Raw genomic sequence first — 15615 nt, forward strand, 5'->3', positions numbered from 1 at the left:
GGCCGGCCATGCCGGCATGGGGTACACAATGGGTGCCCCATGCATTCACCGCTGAACATCACCCGCTTCCGCCCACGCCTGCTGGACGCCATGGCGGGCTACGACCGGGGGCGCTTCTTCAAGGATCTGGGCGCGGGCGCCACCGTCGGCATCGTGGCGCTGCCGCTGGCCATGGCCTTTGCCATCGCCTCGGGGCTCAAGCCCGAAGCGGGCATCTGGACGGCGATCATCGCGGGCTTCCTGATCTCGCTCCTGGGCGGCTCGGCGGTGCAGATCGGCGGGCCGGCCGGCGCCTTCATCGTGATCGTCTACGGCATCGTCGAACGCTACGGCCTGGCGAATCTTCTGATATCGACCGCCTGCGCCGGCGTGCTGCTGTTCGCGGCGGGGCTGTTCGGGCTCGGCCGGCTGGTGCGCTTCGTGCCGCTGTCGATCGTGGTCGGCTTCACCAACGGCATTGCGGTGCTCATTCTGCTGTCGCAACTCAAGGACCTGCTCGGGCTCACGGTGGAGAAGATGCCGGCCGACGTGTTCTCGCAGCTGCACGCGATGGCGCTGCAGATCGGCACCTTCAACCCCTACGCCTTCGCGCTGGGGCTGGCCTGCGTGGTCGGCCTGATGGTCTGGCCGCTGCTGCTGCAAGGTGAGTCGAAGGTGGGCCATGCGGTGCAGCGGCTCGCGGGGCGCATCGCGCGAACCCGCGCGGTGCAGGTGGGCGCGCGCATGCCGGGGCCCATCGTCGCGCTGGTCACGCTCACGCTGGTGTCGTGGGGTTTCGAGCTGCCGGTGGAAACCATCGGCACGCGTTTCGGCGGCATTCCCGAAGGCCTGCCGACCTTCGCGCTGCCCGATTTTTCGTGGGAAACGGTCAAGCAGCTGGTCACGCCGACGCTGACCATTGCGCTGCTGGGCGCCATCGAGTCGCTGCTGTGCGCCCGCGTGGCCGACCAGATCAGCGGACAGCCGCGCCACGACCCCAACCAGGAACTGATGGCGCAAGGCATCGCCAACCTGGTGACGCCGTTCTTCGGCGGCATGCCGGCCACCGGCACCATTGCGCGGACGGTGACCAACATTCGCTCGGGCGGCAATTCGCCGATTGCGGGCATCGTGCATGCGGTCACGCTGATGGTGGTCGTGCTGCTGGCGGCGCCGCTCGCGCGCCATGTGCCGCTCGCGGTGCTGGCGGGCATTCTGGTGTTCGTGGGCCTGAACATGGGCGAATGGCGCGAGTTCACGCCCGGCCAGCTGCGGCACTTCAGCCGCCATTACCGGCTGCTGATGCTCGGCACCTTCTTTCTCACGGTCGTTTTCGACCTGACGGTGGCGGTGCAGGTGGGCATCGTGCTGGCTTGTGCGCTTTTCATCCGCCGCATGAGCGGGCTTTTCAGCGTCGAGCTGGTCACGATGCAGCCGCCGGTGCTTACCTACCGGCTGTATGGTGCGCTGTTCTTCGGGGCTGCGGCCAAGCTGGACGAAGCCGTGAATGCGGCCGAGAGCGCGCCGCGCGGCATGACGGTGGTGCTCGACGCCACGCACCTCATCTACCTGGACGCGACGGGCGTCGACGCGCTGCGCCAGCTGCACCGCGCGGTGCTGGCGCGCGACGGGCTGTTGCGCCTGGAATCGCTGCAGCCGCAGCCGCTCGAGGTGATCGTGCGCTCGGGGTTTGCCGAGGAGCTGACGAGCGGCCGGCCGCACGACGCGGAGGGCTAGGGCCCCCGTTCAGGCCTCAGTTCGCCTCGGTACTCCGGTCGGGCGAAGAGCCGCTGCGCACCACGCGCTGGTCGTCGTTGAGCGTGGCGGTAAACACCATGGGCGAACTGGGCGGCTGCACCCAGCGCCATTCCCATTCGGTTTCGCGCTTGAGCGCGTAGGGCGTGACCTTGGCGGGCTTGCCGAGCATCTTGCGCAGGTCTTCCATCATCATGCCCGGCTGCACCCTGGCAAAGTTCTCGGGCGTGAGCACCTGGCGCAGCGCGCTCATCTTGCCGTCGGCGCCGATGGTGATCATGTAGTTTTTCTGGCCCTGCGGCTGGCGGTTGTACTCGAGCACGCGGCCGTTGGGCACGTCCCAGATGTTCTCGGGCTCGCCGAACCGGGCGCGCACATCGGCCTCGGTCGAGACGCCCTCCTCCAGTTCGTCGATGCGCTGCGGGTCGCATCCCGCAAGCCCCATAACCACCGCCAGCAAGGCCGCTGCCGTGCCGATCCGCCACTGTTGTCGTCGCTTCATGCCATCCCCGGTAAAATTCGCGCTACAAAGGTCCAGTCTATGTCCATCTTCCGCCGCCCCCACTACACCTCCGAGATCACCAGCTTCATCGAGGAGATGAAAGAAAAGAAGCCGACGCTGGAAGCCGAACAGCGCGCCGGCCGGGCCCTGCTGTGGGACAAGCACCTCGACCGCAGCCTGCTCGAGGAATACAGCGAAGCCCGCGTGCCGCAGCAGCCGTACGTCTACCAGACCCAAAGCAAGTAATGGTGCCCAGCCGGCATCCATCGTTGGCCGTCATCGCGCCTGCAGCTATTGAAATGATAGCAAGCGCCCGATGAAGGACAACGAGGACAACGACACGCTCGTGGCCAGCATGCCCGAGGTGGTCGACCAGGTCGCGCTCGCCAGGCTCTATGGCGAGCCGTTGTTCGCGATGCCGAAGGACCTGTACATCCCGCCCGAGGCGCTGCAGGTTTTTCTGGAGGCCTTCGAAGGCCCGCTGGACTTGCTGCTCTACCTCATCAGGAAGCAGAACTTCAACATTCTCGACATCCCGATGGCGGGGCTCACGCGGCAATACCTGAGCTACGTCGACGAGATTCGCCAGACCAACCTGGAGCTCGCGGCCGAGTACCTCCTGATGGCCGCGATGCTGATCGAGATCAAGTCGCGCATGCTGCTGCCGCCCAAGAAGGTGGCCGACGGCGAAGAGGCCGAAGACCCGCGCGCAGAGCTGGTGCGCCGCCTGCTCGAATACGAGCAGACCAAGCTGCAGGCCGCCTCCATCAGCGCCATGCCGACCTACGGGCGCGACTTCTGGAAGGGGCAGGTCTACATCGAGCAATCGCTCAAGCCCCGCTTCCCCGACGTGAACGTGGTCGAGCTGCGCGACGCGTGGGCCGACATCATGAAGCGCGCCAAGCTCATTCAGCACCACAAGATTTCGCGCGAAGAACTCAACGTGCGCGAGCACATGAGCATCGTGCTGCGGCACCTGCAGGGGCAGCGCTTCGTCGAGTTCGAAAAGCTGTTCGACGTGTCTCGCGGCGCGCCGGTGCTGATCGTCACCTTCATCGCGATGCTCGAGCTTGCGAAGGAAACGCTGATCGACATCACGCAGGCCGAAGCCTTCGCGCCCATTTACGTGCGGCTGGCGTACTCGCCGGCCTGAGCTTGCCGGCACTTGCCCCTGTGAATTCCGCCGTGCGCGACTTCGACGTCCTCATCGTCGGCAGCGGCCTCGCAGGCCTCTCGGCGGCGCTGCACCTGGCGCCGACGCACCGCGTGGCGGTACTGACCAAGCGCGCACTGAACGACGGCTCCAGCGCCTGGGCGCAGGGCGGCATTGCGGCCGTGCTGGCCGCGGGCGACAGCTTCGATGCGCATGTGGAAGACACGCTGGTGGCCGGCGCCGGGCTCTGCGACCCCGAGGCCACGCGCTTCGTCGTCGAGCATGCGCCCGAGGCCATCGACTGGCTGCGCGAACTTGGCGTGCCGTTTTCCGCAGAAGCCGACGGCGGGCTGCACCTGACGCGCGAAGGCGGCCACAGCCAGCGCCGCATCGTGCATGTGACGGACGCCACCGGCGCGGCCGTGCAGCAGACGCTGATCGAGCGCGTGCGCCGCACGCCGAGCATCACCCTCTTCGAGCACCACACGCTGGTCGACCTGATCACCGGGCCCAAGCTGGGGCTGGCCGACCCGGCTTGCCTGGGCCTGTACGCGCTGGACGACGAGACCGACGAGGTGCTGAGCTTTCGCGCGCCACACACCATCCTGGCGACGGGCGGGGCGGGCAAGGTCTACCTCTACACGACCAATCCGGATACGGCCACGGGCGACGGCATTGCCGCGGCCTGGCGCGCGGGCTGCCGGGTTTCGAACATGGAGTTCATCCAGTTCCACCCCACGTGCCTGTACCACCCGCATGCGAAGTCCTTCCTGATCAGCGAAGCGGTGCGCGGCGAAGGCGGGCTGCTGAAGCTGCCCGAATCGGCGGGAGGCACCCGCTTCATGCCCCAGCACGACGAGCGCGCCGAACTCGCGCCGCGCGACGTGGTGGCGCGCGCCATCGACTTCGAGATGAAGAAGCACGGCCTGGACTGCGTGTACCTGGACATCTCGCACCAGAGCCCGGCGTTTCTGAACGAGCACTTTCCCAACATCCTCGCGCGCTGCGCGGAGCTGGGCATCGACATCACGCGGGAGCCCATTCCCGTGGTGCCGGCCGCCCATTACACATGCGGCGGCGTGCTGAGCGACCTGGCCGGCCGCACCGATGTGCCGGGCCTCTACGCCATCGGCGAGACCGCCTGCACGGGCTTGCATGGCGCGAATCGCCTGGCGAGCAACTCGCTGGTCGAGTGCATGGTGTTCGCGCGTGCCGCGGCCGGCGCCATTGCGGCGGCTCCGGGGCGCAGCAGCGTCGATCTGCCGCAGTGGGACGACAGCCGCGTGACCGATGCCGACGAAGCCGTGGTCATTTCCCACAACTGGGAAGAGCTTCGGCGCTTCATGTGGGACTACGTGGGCATCGTGCGCACCAACAAGCGGCTGGAGCGCGCAAGCCACCGAATTGCGCTGCTGCAGGCCGAGATCCACGAGTTCTACGCCCACTTTCACGTGACGCGCGACCTGCTGGAACTGCGCAACCTGGTGCAGGTGGCCGAACTCATCGTGCGCTCGGCGCAGGCCCGGCATGAAAGCCGCGGGCTGCATTTCAGCCGGGACTATCCTTCGCTTGCCGAGCCCTCCGCGCCGACGGTATTGACGCCGCCGGGGCGCTGACACCCCACCGCTTCAACTTTTCTTCACTCAAGGATGCCCGGCCACCGACGCCCGCAGGGAGAACCCCAACCATGTCGAACACCACCGCAACCCCTTCGTCCGAGACGCCGGCAGCCGCCACGCCCTACGGCACGCTGCCCCCGGCCTCGCCACCCGCAACGCGCAAGCCCGTGAGCCTGCCGCGCCTGGCCGACATGCATGCGCGCGGCGAGAAAATCTCGATGCTCACCGCCTACGACGCCACCTTCGCGGCCATGGCCGACGCGGCGGGCGTCGATTGCCTGCTGGTCGGCGATTCGCTCGGCATGGTCTGCCAGGGCCTGAACAGCACGGTGGGCGTGAGCCTGGACACCATGCGCTATCACACCGACAGCGTTTCGCGGGGCCTGCGCCGTGTGCAGGGCACGGCCTGGCTGATTGCCGACCTGCCCTTCGGCAGCTACCAGGAATCGCGCGAACAGGCCCTGCGCAGCGCCACCGTGCTGATGCAGGCGGGCGCACACATGGTCAAGCTCGAAGGCGGCGGCTGGACCACGGAGACGGTGCGCTTTCTGGTCGAGCGCGGCATTCCGGTGTGCGCGCACCTGGGCCTCACGCCGCAGACCGTGCATGCGCTGGGCGGCTACCGCGTGCAGGGCAAGGGCGATGCTGGAGCACTGCTGAAGCAGCATGCGCACGCATTGCAGGACGCGGGCGCCGCAATGCTGGTGCTCGAGATGGTGCCGGCCGCACTGGCCGCCGAGCTCACCGCTGAACTGAAGCACTGCGCGACCATCGGCATTGGCGCGGGCAAGGGCACTGCCGGCCAGGTGCTGGTGTTGCACGACATGCTGGGCATCAACCTCGGCAAGATGCCGAAGTTCGTGCGCAACTTCATGGCCGATTCCTCGAGCATCGCGCAGGCCCTCGAAGCCTATGTGCGCGCGGTGAAGGACGGCAGCTTTCCCGACGACCGACTGCACGCCTGGTAAGGAGCACAGACCATGTACATCGCACACACCATCGCCGAGCTGCGCGAGCACCTTTCGGCTTTCAAGCGCCCGGCCTTCGTGCCCACCATGGGCAACCTGCACGACGGCCACCTGGCGCTGATCGAACAGGCCAGGCCACTGGGCGACGTGACGGTGGCGAGCATCTTCGTCAACCGCCTGCAGTTCCTGCCGCACGAAGATTTCGACACCTACCCGCGCACCTGGGACAGCGACTGCGAGAAGCTGCGCGCGGCCGGCTGCGACGTGCTGTTCGCGCCGGACGAAAAAGCGCTCTACCCCGAGCCGCAGACCTGCAAGGTGCACCCGGACCCTGCGCTGGCCGACATTCTCGAAGGCCATTTCCGCCCCGGCTTCTTCATCGGCGTTTGCACGGTGGTGATGAAGCTCTTCCAGTGCGTGCAGCCGCGCGTGGCGGTGTTCGGCAAGAAGGACTACCAGCAGCTGATGATGATCCGCCACATGGTGCGGCAGTTTGCGCTTCCCATCGACATTGTCGGCAGCGAAACCTTCCGCGCGGACGACGGGCTGGCCCTGTCGTCGCGCAACGGCTACCTGAGCGAGACCGAGCGCGCGGAGGCCGTGCAACTCTCGAAAGCGCTGAAGGCCATGGCCTCGGCCGTGCAAGCCGGCGAACGCGATTTGGCCGCAATCGAAGCGCGGGCAATGCAGACGCTCACAGAGCGCGGCTGGCAACCGGACTATCTTGTGTTGCGGCGGCGTGCCGACCTGCAGGCGCCCACTTTCGGGCTGGCCGGCGAACCGCTCGTGGCGCTGGCCGCGGCACGGTTGGGCGGTACGCGGCTGATCGACAACCTCGAAATCGAGAACCCGGCTTCTTCATGACCTACAGCGTCAAGGAAATCTTCTACACCCTGCAGGGCGAAGGCGGCCAGGCGGGCATGCCTGCCGTGTTCTGCCGCTTTGCGGGCTGCAACCTGTGGACGGGCCGAGAGGAAGATCGCGACACGGCCGTTTGCCGCTTCTGCGATACCGATTTCGTGGGCACCGACGGCACGCTCGGCGGCAAGTTCAAGACCGCCGACCTGCTGGCCGACACCATCGCTGCGCAATGGCCGGCCGGCGATGCCGAGCACCGGCTGGTGGTGCTCACCGGCGGCGAGCCGCTGCTGCAGGTGGACGCAGCACTGGTCGACGCGCTGCATGCTCGGCGCTTTCGCATTGCCGTGGAAAGCAACGGCACGGTCGCGGCGCCCGAGGGCATCGACTGGCTCTGCATCAGCCCCAAGGCCGGTGCGCCCTGGGTGCAGCAGCGCGGACAAGAACTGAAGCTGGTGTGGCCGCAGGCCGACTTCGACCTCGACACCATGGCGCGCACGGGCGAGTTCACGCATCGCTTTTTGCAGCCGATGGACGGGCCCGACCGCGTGGCCAACACCGAACTGTGCATTGCCGAATGCATGCGACAGCCCGTATGGCGTCTCAGCGTACAAACCCACAAGATCACCGGTATCCGCTGAGCGCGGGGAGACTTTTCAGATGCGATTCACCATCAGCCAACGCTTTTTCTTCGATGCCGCCCACACGCTGAAGCGCGACATCGAGGTGGAAGGCAGCCGCCGTATTCACGGCCATACGTACCACGCCGAAGTGTGGCTCGCGGGCCAGCGCGATCCCATCACAGGCATGGTGGTCGACCTGGGGCTGCTGCGCCGCCGGCTGGACGACGTGCGTGAGCTGCTGGACCATCACTTGCTGGACGACGTGGAGGGGCTGCATCCGCCGACGTTGGAGAACTTGTGCCTGTTCATTGCGGACGCCCTGCCGGACTTTCGCGCTTCGCTCGCGCGGGTGCGTGTGTGGAGAGAGGCGCTGGGGGACAGCTGCACGCTGGAGTTCTAGGGTTTTGCTCCCTCCCCTTCCGGGGAGGGTTGGGGTGAGGGCAAGCGGCCTTCACATCGCCGTCGGCCCGTTCGGCGCCGCGAGCCCCCATCCCAGCCTTCCCCCAGAGGGGGAAGGAGCAATGCGGGGTCAGGCGGCGCCTATGCCTGCCACCAGGCTTCCAGGCGCCTGGCCATTCTTGAGGCCCGCCGTAAACGCCAGCATCCGGTCAATCGGCACCCGCGCCCGCAACCCCAGCGCCGGGTCCACCTGAATCTCACCCGCGCCCGTTTCCAGCGCATTCGCCAGCTCCACCAGTCCGTTCATCGCCATCCAAGGGCAATGCGCGCAGCTTTTGCAGGTGCCCCCATTGCCCGCCGTCGGCGCCTCGATGAAAGTCTTGCCCGGATTCAGCGTGCGCAGCTTGTGCAGCATCCCGCTGTCGGTGGCAACGATGAACTCGTTCGCGTCCATGCGCTGCGCCGCACTCAAAATGGCCGAGGTGGAACCCACCGCATCGGCCAGCGCAATCACGTCGGCCGGCGACTCCGGGTGCACCAGCACCTTTGCAGCGGGGTGCGCCTTCTTCAGCAGGTCAAGCTCCAGCGCCTTGAACTCGTCATGCACGATGCAGGCGCCGTTCCAGCTGACCATGTCGGCGCCGGTCTGGCGCTGGATGTAGTCGCCCAGGTGGCGGTCCGGGCCCCAGAGAATCTTGCGGCCTTGGGCATGCAGCGCGCTCACCACATCGAGCGCGCAGCTGGAGGTGACGAGCCAGTCGGCGCGCGCCTTCACGGCCGCGCTGGTGTTGGCGTAGACGACCACGGTGCGGTCGGGGTGCTGGTCGCAGAACGCGCTGAACTCATCGACCGGGCAGCCGAGGTCGAGCGAGCAGTTGGCGTCCAGGTCGGGCATGAGCACGCGCTTCTCGGGCGAGAGGATCTTGGCGGTCTCGCCCATGAAACGCACGCCCGACACCACCAGCGTCTGCGCTGTGTGGTCGCGGCCGAAGCGCGCCATTTCGAGCGAGTCGCTCACGATGCCGCCGGTTTCCTCGGCCAGGTCCTGCAGGTCGGGGTCCACGTAGAAGTGCGACACCATCACCGCATTGCGCTCGCGCAAGAGGCGGCGAATGCGCTCCTTCAGGGCGATGCGCTCATCGGGCGAAGGTTCGGGCGGCACGCGCGCCCAGGCGTGGCGGGTGTCGCAGGCCGACCCGGCTTCTGCCACCGGTTGTTCGTAGTCGACGTCGATGACGAAAGAAGAAGCCACGGCCGCCGTCCTCAGCTTTCCTGGAATCGCATCGAAAAATCGATGGCCTTCACATCCTTGGTGAGCGCGCCGACCGAGATGCGGTCCACCCCGGTTTCAGCCAGGGTGCGCAGGCCTTCGAGCGTGACGCCGCCCGATATTTCGAGCACGGCCCTGCGTTCGTTGTCGGCCGCGTCGTTGATGCGAACGGCTTCGCGCAGCGTGGGCAGGTCCATGTTGTCGAGCAGCACCATGCGCGCGCCCGCATCCAATGCCTCGCGCAACTGCGCCAGCGTTTCTACCTCGACCTCGACAAAGGCCGCGCGATCCGCCACCGGCGCCACGGCACACAGCGCCGCAGCCACGCCGCCGGCCGCCGCAATGTGGTTTTCCTTGATGAGCACCGCGTCGTAAAGACCGATGCGGTGGTTCACGCCGCCGCCGGTGCGCACCGCGTACTTTTGCGCCAGGCGCAGGCCCGGCAGGGTCTTGCGGGTGTCGACGATGCTTGCGCGCGTGCCGCGAACGGCGTCGGCATACAGCGCAGTCTTGGTCGCAACCGCACTCAGCAGCTGAAGAAAATTGAGCGCGGTGCGCTCGGCCGTCAGCAGTGCGCGGGCCGAGCCTTCAATCTCGAGCACCGTCTGGTCGGCCGCACAGCGCTCGCCCTCGGCGCACAGCCACTCGATGCGGGCTTGCGGATCGAGCTGCCGCACCGTGGCTTCGACCCAGGGCGCGCCGCACAGCACGGCCGATTCGCGCGCCAGCACGCGGGCATGGGCCCTGCGGCCGGGGTCGACCAGCGACGCGGTCAGGTCACCGTCGGCCACGTCTTCCTGCAAGGCGCGTGCTGCGTCGGCCTGGGCCAGCGCGGCCAAGGCCGGCGCCGAAAAATCAAAGCGAGGGCTCATGGCTCTTTTTTGTCTCTTCTGTCTTGTCAGGGTGAACCGCGGGACCCGTGCGCCCGGACGGTTTCCGGCACCGGATCACGGCCAGTGAGCGAGGCGACGGCTTCCCGCGGGCTCACCCGGCCGTCGAGCAGCGCAACCACGCCTTCGGCGATGGGCATTTCCACGCCCAGGCCGCGCGCGCGCTGCACCACGGTGCGCGCGCAATACACGCCTTCGGCCACATGGCCGAGCGAGGCCACCGCTTGCGCCAGGGTCTGCCCTTGCGCCAGCAGCAGGCCCACCTTGCGATTGCGCGACAGGTCGCCGGTCGCGGTCAGCACCAGGTCGCCCAGGCCCGAAAGGCCCATGAAAGTCTCGGCCCGGGCGCCGAGCGCCAGCCCGAAGCGGGTCATTTCGGCCAGGCCGCGCGTGATGAGCGCGGCGCGCGCATTGAGCCCGAGCGCCAGGCCGTCGCACAGCCCGGTGGCAATGGCCAGCACGTTCTTGACCGCGCCACCGACCTCGACGCCGACGATGTCGTCGTTGGCATAGACGCGCAGGGCCGGGCCGTGAAAGGCGTCGACCAGCGCATCGCGCACCACGGCGTGCGGGCTCGCGGCCACCAGCGCGGTGGGGCGGCCTTCGGCCACTTCTTGCGCAAAGCTCGGGCCGCTGAGCACGCCTGCTATCAAATCTGGAGCAACCTGCGCCCAAATCTCGTGGGCGAGCAGGCCGAAGGAAGTGGGGGAAGAAGCGTCGAGCGCGGGCTCCACGCCCTTGCAGAGCCACGCAACGGGCACGGTGCAGCCACGCAGCGCAATGAGTTGTTCACGCAGGGCCGCCATGGGCGTGGCCACGATGACGAGGTCGGCGCCGGCATGCGCCTGGCCGATGTCACCGGCCCGCACGGCAAGCGAGGCCGGCAGCGCCAGCCCCGGCAGGTAGCGGGTGTTTTCGCGCGCCTTCGAAATGGCATTGGCCTGGGCGGCATCGCGCGCCCAGAGCGTGACCTCGTGGCCGACGGCGGTGCTGAGGGCCGCATTGACGGCCACCGCCGTGCCCCAGGCACCGGCGCCATGAACGCAGATCTTCATCGGCGTTGGCGGCGTTGTGCCGGTTTACTGTGCGAGGGTCGGGGCGGGCTGACCGGCGGCCTGTGCCTGCTGCTGCTCGTACATGGCCTGGAAGTTGATTTCGGCCAGGTGCACGGGCGGGAAGCCGCCGCGCTGGATCACGTCGGCCACGTTGCCGCGCAGGTACGGGTACACGATTTGCGGGCAGGCAATGCCGAGGATCGGGCCCATCTGGTCTTCGGGCAGGTTGCGGATCTCGAAGATGCCGGCTTGCTTGGCTTCGACCAGGAACACGGTCTTGTCCTGGATCTTGGTCTGCACGGTGGCCGACACGGTGATCTCGAAGATGCCTTCAGCCACGGGCTGGGCGTCCACGCCAAGCTGGATGTCGACGGTGGGCTGCTCTTGTTCGAGCAGGATGCCGGGCGAATTGGGCTGTTCGAGCGACAGGTCCTTGAGGTAGACGCGCTGGATCTGGAAGATGGGATCTTGGGCTTGCTGGTCGGCCATGGCTGAACTTTCGAGAATCAAAACAATGCCCGCTGGGGAGAGGTTCCCGCAGCGGGCTGCAGATGAATGAGCAGGCGATTATCGCCCGGCGCCCGGAACCGCTTCCGTGACACCCGGCCGATTCGTTTTCAGGCGGCTTGCAGCAGGGGCACCAGGCCGCCGCGGCTGTCGAGCGCCATCAGGTCGTCGCAGCCGCCCACGTGGGTGTCGCCGATGAAAATCTGCGGCACCGTGCGGCGCTGGGTGATTTCCATCATGGTGCTGCGGGCCTCGGGATCGGTGTCGATGCGAATTTCTTCGATCTCGTCGACGCCCTTGGACTTGAGGATCTGCTTCGCACGAACACAGTACGGGCAGAACGCGGTGGTGTACATCTTGACGGCTTGCATACGCTGTACCTTGGGAAGACTTAGGCTTTTTCAACCGGCAGGTTAGCCTCTTTCCACGCCTTGAGACCGCCGGAAACGGCTTGGGCCTGCTCGTAACCGAGTTTCTTGGCCATGGCCACGGCGCGCTGGGCACGGGCTCCGGTGGCGCACACCAGGAGCAGCGGCACGTTCTTGTTCTTGACCGCGCCGGTCAGCTTTTCTTCCAGCAGGTTCAGCGGCACGTTCTTGGCGCCGATCATGTGGCCGGTAGCGAACTCTTCGGGTTCGCGCACGTCCACCAGCACCGCGCGTTCGCGGTTGATGAGGTGCACCGCGCCCTGGGCCGTGAGGGTGCCGCCGCCGGCGCCGCGAATCAGCGGCCAGGCCAGCATGCCACCCGAGCTGAGTGCAATCAGGATCAGCATCCAGTTCGCGGTGACGAATTCGATCAATTTCACGGGGGTTCCTTGGATGGCAAACCCGGGATTTTAGAATGCTGGCTTTCCCAAGCGCTGCCAAAGGCCTCCCACATGCACAAACTGGTACTGATCCGCCACGGCGAATCGACCTGGAATCTCGAAAACCGCTTCACCGGCTGGACCGACGTCGACCTGACCGAAACCGGCATCGAGCAGGCCAAGCAGGCCGGCCGGCTGCTCAAGGCAGAGGGCTACGACTTCGACGTGGCCTACACCAGCGTGCTCAAGCGTGCCACCCGCACGCTCTGGCACACCCTGGACGAACTCGACCGCACCTGGCTACCGGTGGTGCACTCGTGGCGCCTGAACGAGCGCCACTACGGCGCCCTGCAGGGCCTGAACAAGGCCGAAACCGCCAAGAAATACGGTGACGAGCAGGTGCTGGTCTGGCGCCGCAGCTACGGCACCCCGCCGCCGGCCCTGGAAGCCGACGATCCGCGCAGCGAACGCAGCGACGTGCGCTATGCCAAGCTCTCGCCCGAGCAGATTCCGCTGACCGAGTGCCTGAAGGACACCGTCGCGCGCGTGCTGCCTTTCTGGAACGAATCGATGGCGCCGGCCATCCGCACCGGGCGCCGCCTGGTGGTGGCCGCGCACGGCAATTCGATTCGCGCGCTGGTCAAGTACCTCGACGGCATTTCGGACGACGCGATCGTCGGCCTGAATATTCCCAACGGCATTCCGCTGGTCTACGAGCTCGACGACGACCTGAAGCCCCTGCGGCACTACTACCTGGGCGACGCCGCGGCCGCCGAAAAGGCCGCCGCGGCGGTCGCCTCGCAAGGCAAGGGCTGAAGAATTAAAACCCCTCGGCGGCACTCCCCCGTGGAACCCCGGCAGGCAATTTGCTTCCAAGCTGTGTATATTGGTTCGACAGCCGACAAGGACAATCACTCATGATGGGCCACAAATTGAAGATTACCGGCTGGGTCGCCGCCGGCGCCGTTGCCGGCGTCTTGACCACCGTCTCCTTGCAGACGGTCGCACGCGGCTCGCTCGCGCCGCTCCCGCTCGAGGAATTGCAGCAACTCGCCGCCGTTTTCGGCATGGTCAAGAGCGACTATGTCGAACCCGTCGATGAGAAGAAGCTCATTTCCGACGCCATTTCCGGCATGGTTGCCGGCCTGGACCCGCATTCCCAGTACTTCGACAAGAAGTCCTTCAAGGAATTCAGGGAAGGCACGACCGGCCGCTTCGTCGGCGTGGGCATCGAAATCTCGCAGGAAGACGGCCTCATCAAGGTGGTGTCGCCCATCGAGGGCTCCCCGGCCTTCCGCGCGGGCCTGAAGCCGAACGACCTGATCACCAAGATCGACGACACGGCCGTACGCGGCCTGTCGCTCAACGAGGCCGTCAAGCGCATGCGCGGCGAGGCCAACACCAAGGTGCTGCTGACCATCTTCCGCAAGGACGAAAGCCGCACCTTCCCGGTAACGATCACGCGCGAGGAAATCCGTACCCAGTCGGTGCGCGGCAAGCTCGTGGAGCCGGGCTACGGCTGGATCCGCCTGTCGCAGTTCCAGGAACGCACGGTGGACGACTTCGTGAAGAAGGTCGAGGAAATCTACAAGGAAGACCCCAACCTGAAGGGCCTGGTGCTCGACCTGCGCAACGACCCGGGCGGCCTGCTCGACGCAGCGGTGGCCATCTCGGCGGCCTTCCTGCCCGAGAACGTGACCGTGGTTTCCACCGACGGCCAGCTGGCCGAAAGCAAGTCGGTCTACAAGGCGGCGCCCGAGTTCTACCAGCGCCGTTCGGGCAGCGACCCGCTGCGCAACCTGCCCGCGGCCCTCAAGACCGTGCCGCTGGTGGTGCTGGTGAACGAAGGCTCGGCCTCGGCCAGCGAAATCGTCGCCGGCGCATTGCAAGACCACAAGCGCGCCACCATCATGGGCAGCCAGACCTTCGGCAAGGGCTCGGTGCAGACGGTGCGCCCGCTCGGCCCGGACACGGGCCTCAAGATCACCACGGCGCGCTACTACACGCCGAGCGGCACCTCGATCCAGGCCAAGGGCATCGTGCCCAACGTGCTGATCGACGAGAGCGCCGAGGGCAGCCCCTTCGCCGCCCTGCGCATGCGCGAGGCCGACCTCGAAAAGCACCTGGCCAGCGGCCAGGGCCCCGAAACGAAGGACCCGGAGCGCGAAAAGGCACGCGACGAAGCCCGCAAGCGCCTCGAGGAAGAAGCCAAGAAGCCGCCGCAGGACCGCAAGGTGCCCGAGTTCGGCACCGACAAGGACTTTCCGCTGATGCAGGCGCTCAACCGCCTCAAGGGCCAGCCGGTGCTGGTCAGCAAGACGCAGGTCATCGTCGACAACAAGGAAGAGAAAAAAGAGAACTGATCGGGAGCTCGGCGCTTTCAGATCCGGAAATACCGCGGAACCGGCGCTGCCGGGCCGCGGTATTTTTTCGTTTGGCACAAGCCTGGGGTGAGCCACCATGAATGACGACGACCTGCTGCGCTATTCGCGCCATATCCTCCTCGAAGAATTCGGCATCGACGGCCAGGCGCGCGTGAGCGCCGGCCGCGCGCTGGTCATCGGCGCGGGCGGCCTGGGCTCGCCGGTGGCGCTGTACCTTGCCGCGGCGGGTGTCGGGCACGTCACGCTGGTGGACGACGACGAGGTCGACCTCACCAATCTCCAGCGCCAGGTGGCCCACACCCATGCGCGGGTGGGCAGCCTGAAGGTCGAATCGGCCGCGCAGGCCATGCGCGACATCAATCCCGGCATGTCCATCGAAACGCACGCCGCACGCGCCGACGAGGCGCTGCTGTCGCGCCTGGTCGAGGCGGCGGACGTGGTGATCGACTGCTGCGACAACTTTGCGACGCGGCAGGCGGTGAACCGCGCCTGCGTGGCGCACGGCAAGCCGCTGGTGGCGGGCGCCGCCATCCGTTTCGACGGCCAGTTGAGCGTCTACGACACGCGCGACGAGGCGTCTCCCTGCTACGCGTGCATTTTTCCGCCCGACGCGGCCTTCGAGGAAACGCTCTGCGCGGTGCTCGGCGTGTTCGGTCCCGTGGTGGGCACCATCGGCACGCTGCAGGCGAGCGAGGCGCTGAAGCTGCTCGCGGGCATCGGTCCTTCGCTGGCGGGCAAGCTGTTGATGTTCGACGGACGCCGCACGGCATTCGACACGCTGCAGATTGCGCGCGACCCGCATTGCAGCGTGTGCGCGCATCGCGCGGGCACCGCCTGACGGCAGC

Annotated in this window: 18 protein-coding genes; 11 read left to right on the forward strand and 7 right to left on the reverse strand. The window is 67.0% G+C overall.

Annotated features, from left to right (window positions below; translation table 11 throughout):
• Nucleotides 1-39 precede the first annotated feature (39 nt).
• Entirely contained in the window at nucleotides 40-1716 is a 1677-nt protein-coding gene (locus tag M0765_RS03295; protein ID WP_258502020.1) for a SulP family inorganic anion transporter, read from the forward strand.
• Between the two features lie 16 nt (nucleotides 1717-1732).
• Here the strand turns inward: M0765_RS03295 and M0765_RS03300 are convergent, their stop codons facing one another.
• Nucleotides 1733-2236 (reverse strand): outer membrane protein assembly factor BamE, encoded by a 504-nt coding sequence (locus tag M0765_RS03300; RefSeq protein ID WP_258502021.1) that lies wholly within the window; start codon nucleotides 2234-2236, stop codon nucleotides 1733-1735.
• Nucleotides 2237-2275: 39 nt separating this feature from the next.
• Between M0765_RS03300 and M0765_RS03305 the strand changes: the two genes are divergently transcribed.
• The 7 genes from M0765_RS03305 to M0765_RS03335 all read left to right on the forward strand — a co-directional run bounded on the left by M0765_RS03305 (nucleotide 2276) and on the right by M0765_RS03335 (nucleotide 7857).
• The gene (locus tag M0765_RS03305) at nucleotides 2276-2482 is read left to right on the forward strand and encodes a DUF3460 family protein (RefSeq protein WP_126748409.1); all 207 of its coding nucleotides are present in this window, start codon (nucleotides 2276-2278) and stop codon (nucleotides 2480-2482) included.
• A gap of 70 nt (nucleotides 2483-2552) precedes the next feature.
• Nucleotides 2553-3389 (forward strand): segregation and condensation protein A, encoded by an 837-nt coding sequence (locus tag M0765_RS03310; RefSeq protein WP_258502022.1) that lies wholly within the window; start codon nucleotides 2553-2555, stop codon nucleotides 3387-3389.
• Nucleotides 3390-3421: 32 nt separating this feature from the next.
• Nucleotides 3422-5005 carry an L-aspartate oxidase gene (gene nadB, locus M0765_RS03315; RefSeq protein ID WP_258502023.1) on the forward strand — a complete coding sequence of 528 codons (1584 nt, stop codon included), beginning with the start codon at nucleotides 3422-3424 and terminating at the stop codon, nucleotides 5003-5005.
• 71 nt (nucleotides 5006-5076) lie between these two features.
• Nucleotides 5077-5976: a 3-methyl-2-oxobutanoate hydroxymethyltransferase gene (gene panB / locus M0765_RS03320; protein ID WP_258502025.1), complete on the forward strand. Its 900-nt coding sequence runs from the start codon at nucleotides 5077-5079 to the stop codon at nucleotides 5974-5976.
• A gap of 12 nt (nucleotides 5977-5988) precedes the next feature.
• Nucleotides 5989-6840: a pantoate--beta-alanine ligase gene (gene panC, locus M0765_RS03325; RefSeq protein WP_258502026.1), complete on the forward strand. Its 852-nt coding sequence runs from the start codon at nucleotides 5989-5991 to the stop codon at nucleotides 6838-6840.
• On the forward strand, nucleotides 6837-7475 hold the full coding sequence (queE, locus tag M0765_RS03330) for a 7-carboxy-7-deazaguanine synthase (RefSeq protein WP_258502027.1): 639 nt from the start codon (nucleotides 6837-6839) through the stop codon (nucleotides 7473-7475). Before panC ends, queE begins: the two co-directional genes overlap by 4 nt.
• 19 nt (nucleotides 7476-7494) lie before the next feature.
• Complete coding sequence (locus M0765_RS03335; protein ID WP_258502028.1) at nucleotides 7495-7857, forward strand: 6-carboxytetrahydropterin synthase; 363 nt, start codon at nucleotides 7495-7497, stop codon at nucleotides 7855-7857.
• 129 nt (nucleotides 7858-7986) lie between these two features.
• On the opposite strand, the gene nadA is transcribed toward M0765_RS03335, so the two are convergent.
• From nadA to M0765_RS03365, 6 genes are all read right to left on the reverse strand, one after another.
• Nucleotides 7987-9108 carry a quinolinate synthase NadA gene (gene nadA, locus M0765_RS03340; RefSeq protein WP_258502029.1) on the reverse strand — a complete coding sequence of 374 codons (1122 nt, stop codon included), beginning with the start codon at nucleotides 9106-9108 and terminating at the stop codon, nucleotides 7987-7989.
• A gap of 11 nt (nucleotides 9109-9119) precedes the next feature.
• On the reverse strand, nucleotides 9120-9998 hold the full coding sequence (gene nadC / locus M0765_RS03345; protein ID WP_258502030.1) for a carboxylating nicotinate-nucleotide diphosphorylase: 879 nt from the start codon (nucleotides 9996-9998) through the stop codon (nucleotides 9120-9122).
• Between the two features lie 26 nt (nucleotides 9999-10024).
• Entirely contained in the window at nucleotides 10025-11071 is a 1047-nt protein-coding gene (locus M0765_RS03350) for an NAD(P)H-dependent glycerol-3-phosphate dehydrogenase (protein WP_258502032.1), read from the reverse strand.
• A 24-nt stretch (nucleotides 11072-11095) separates the two neighbouring features.
• Nucleotides 11096-11560, reverse strand: coding sequence for a protein-export chaperone SecB (secB, locus tag M0765_RS03355; protein ID WP_126748400.1), 465 nt, complete (start codon nucleotides 11558-11560; stop codon nucleotides 11096-11098).
• 128 nt (nucleotides 11561-11688) lie between these two features.
• Nucleotides 11689-11949 carry a glutaredoxin 3 gene (grxC, locus tag M0765_RS03360; protein WP_126748399.1) on the reverse strand — a complete coding sequence of 87 codons (261 nt, stop codon included), beginning with the start codon at nucleotides 11947-11949 and terminating at the stop codon, nucleotides 11689-11691.
• Between the two features lie 20 nt (nucleotides 11950-11969).
• Nucleotides 11970-12353 (reverse strand): rhodanese-like domain-containing protein, encoded by a 384-nt coding sequence (locus M0765_RS03365; RefSeq protein WP_274708855.1) that lies wholly within the window; start codon nucleotides 12351-12353, stop codon nucleotides 11970-11972.
• Between the two features lie 105 nt (nucleotides 12354-12458).
• On the opposite strand from M0765_RS03365, the gene gpmA reads away from it, so the two are divergent.
• The 3 genes from gpmA to M0765_RS03380 all read left to right on the forward strand — a co-directional run bounded on the left by gpmA (nucleotide 12459) and on the right by M0765_RS03380 (nucleotide 15608).
• Nucleotides 12459-13202, forward strand: a complete 744-nt coding sequence (gene gpmA, locus M0765_RS03370) for a 2,3-diphosphoglycerate-dependent phosphoglycerate mutase (protein WP_126748397.1) — start codon at nucleotides 12459-12461, stop codon at nucleotides 13200-13202.
• 104 nt (nucleotides 13203-13306) lie between these two features.
• On the forward strand, nucleotides 13307-14749 hold the full coding sequence (locus tag M0765_RS03375; protein WP_258508102.1) for a S41 family peptidase: 1443 nt from the start codon (nucleotides 13307-13309) through the stop codon (nucleotides 14747-14749).
• A 97-nt stretch (nucleotides 14750-14846) separates the two neighbouring features.
• Entirely contained in the window at nucleotides 14847-15608 is a 762-nt protein-coding gene (locus M0765_RS03380) for a HesA/MoeB/ThiF family protein (RefSeq protein WP_258502034.1), read from the forward strand.
• The last annotated feature ends 7 nt before the right edge of the window (nucleotides 15609-15615 follow it).

The organism is Variovorax sp. S12S4, assembly GCF_023195515.1.
Classification (GTDB): domain Bacteria; phylum Pseudomonadota; class Gammaproteobacteria; order Burkholderiales; family Burkholderiaceae_C; genus Variovorax.

What these genes read in the sequence shown, in the direction of transcription:
- queE (WP_258502027.1), top strand. Translation starts at nt 6,837, where the DNA reads ATGACCTACAGCGTCAAGGAAATCTTCTACACCCTGCAGGGCGAAGGC.
- panC (WP_258502026.1), top strand. Translation starts at nt 5,989, where the DNA reads ATGTACATCGCACACACCATCGCCGAGCTGCGCGAGCACCTTTCGGCT.
- M0765_RS03375 (WP_258508102.1), top strand. Translation starts at nt 13,307, where the DNA reads ATGGGCCACAAATTGAAGATTACCGGCTGGGTCGCCGCCGGCGCCGTT.
- nadC (WP_258502030.1), bottom strand. Translation starts at nt 9,998, where the DNA reads ATGAGCCCTCGCTTTGATTTTTCGGCGCCGGCCTTGGCCGCGCTGGCC.
- M0765_RS03365 (WP_274708855.1), bottom strand. Translation starts at nt 12,353, where the DNA reads ATGCTGATCCTGATTGCACTCAGCTCGGGTGGCATGCTGGCCTGGCCG.
- M0765_RS03335 (WP_258502028.1), top strand. Translation starts at nt 7,495, where the DNA reads ATGCGATTCACCATCAGCCAACGCTTTTTCTTCGATGCCGCCCACACG.
- panB (WP_258502025.1), top strand. Translation starts at nt 5,077, where the DNA reads ATGTCGAACACCACCGCAACCCCTTCGTCCGAGACGCCGGCAGCCGCC.
- grxC (WP_126748399.1), bottom strand. Translation starts at nt 11,949, where the DNA reads ATGCAAGCCGTCAAGATGTACACCACCGCGTTCTGCCCGTACTGTGTT.
- M0765_RS03300 (WP_258502021.1), bottom strand. Translation starts at nt 2,236, where the DNA reads ATGAAGCGACGACAACAGTGGCGGATCGGCACGGCAGCGGCCTTGCTG.
- M0765_RS03350 (WP_258502032.1), bottom strand. Translation starts at nt 11,071, where the DNA reads ATGAAGATCTGCGTTCATGGCGCCGGTGCCTGGGGCACGGCGGTGGCC.
- M0765_RS03305 (WP_126748409.1), top strand. Translation starts at nt 2,276, where the DNA reads ATGTCCATCTTCCGCCGCCCCCACTACACCTCCGAGATCACCAGCTTC.
- M0765_RS03380 (WP_258502034.1), top strand. Translation starts at nt 14,847, where the DNA reads ATGAATGACGACGACCTGCTGCGCTATTCGCGCCATATCCTCCTCGAA.
- M0765_RS03310 (WP_258502022.1), top strand. Translation starts at nt 2,553, where the DNA reads ATGAAGGACAACGAGGACAACGACACGCTCGTGGCCAGCATGCCCGAG.
- secB (WP_126748400.1), bottom strand. Translation starts at nt 11,560, where the DNA reads ATGGCCGACCAGCAAGCCCAAGATCCCATCTTCCAGATCCAGCGCGTC.
- gpmA (WP_126748397.1), top strand. Translation starts at nt 12,459, where the DNA reads ATGCACAAACTGGTACTGATCCGCCACGGCGAATCGACCTGGAATCTC.
- M0765_RS03295 (WP_258502020.1), top strand. Translation starts at nt 40, where the DNA reads ATGCATTCACCGCTGAACATCACCCGCTTCCGCCCACGCCTGCTGGAC.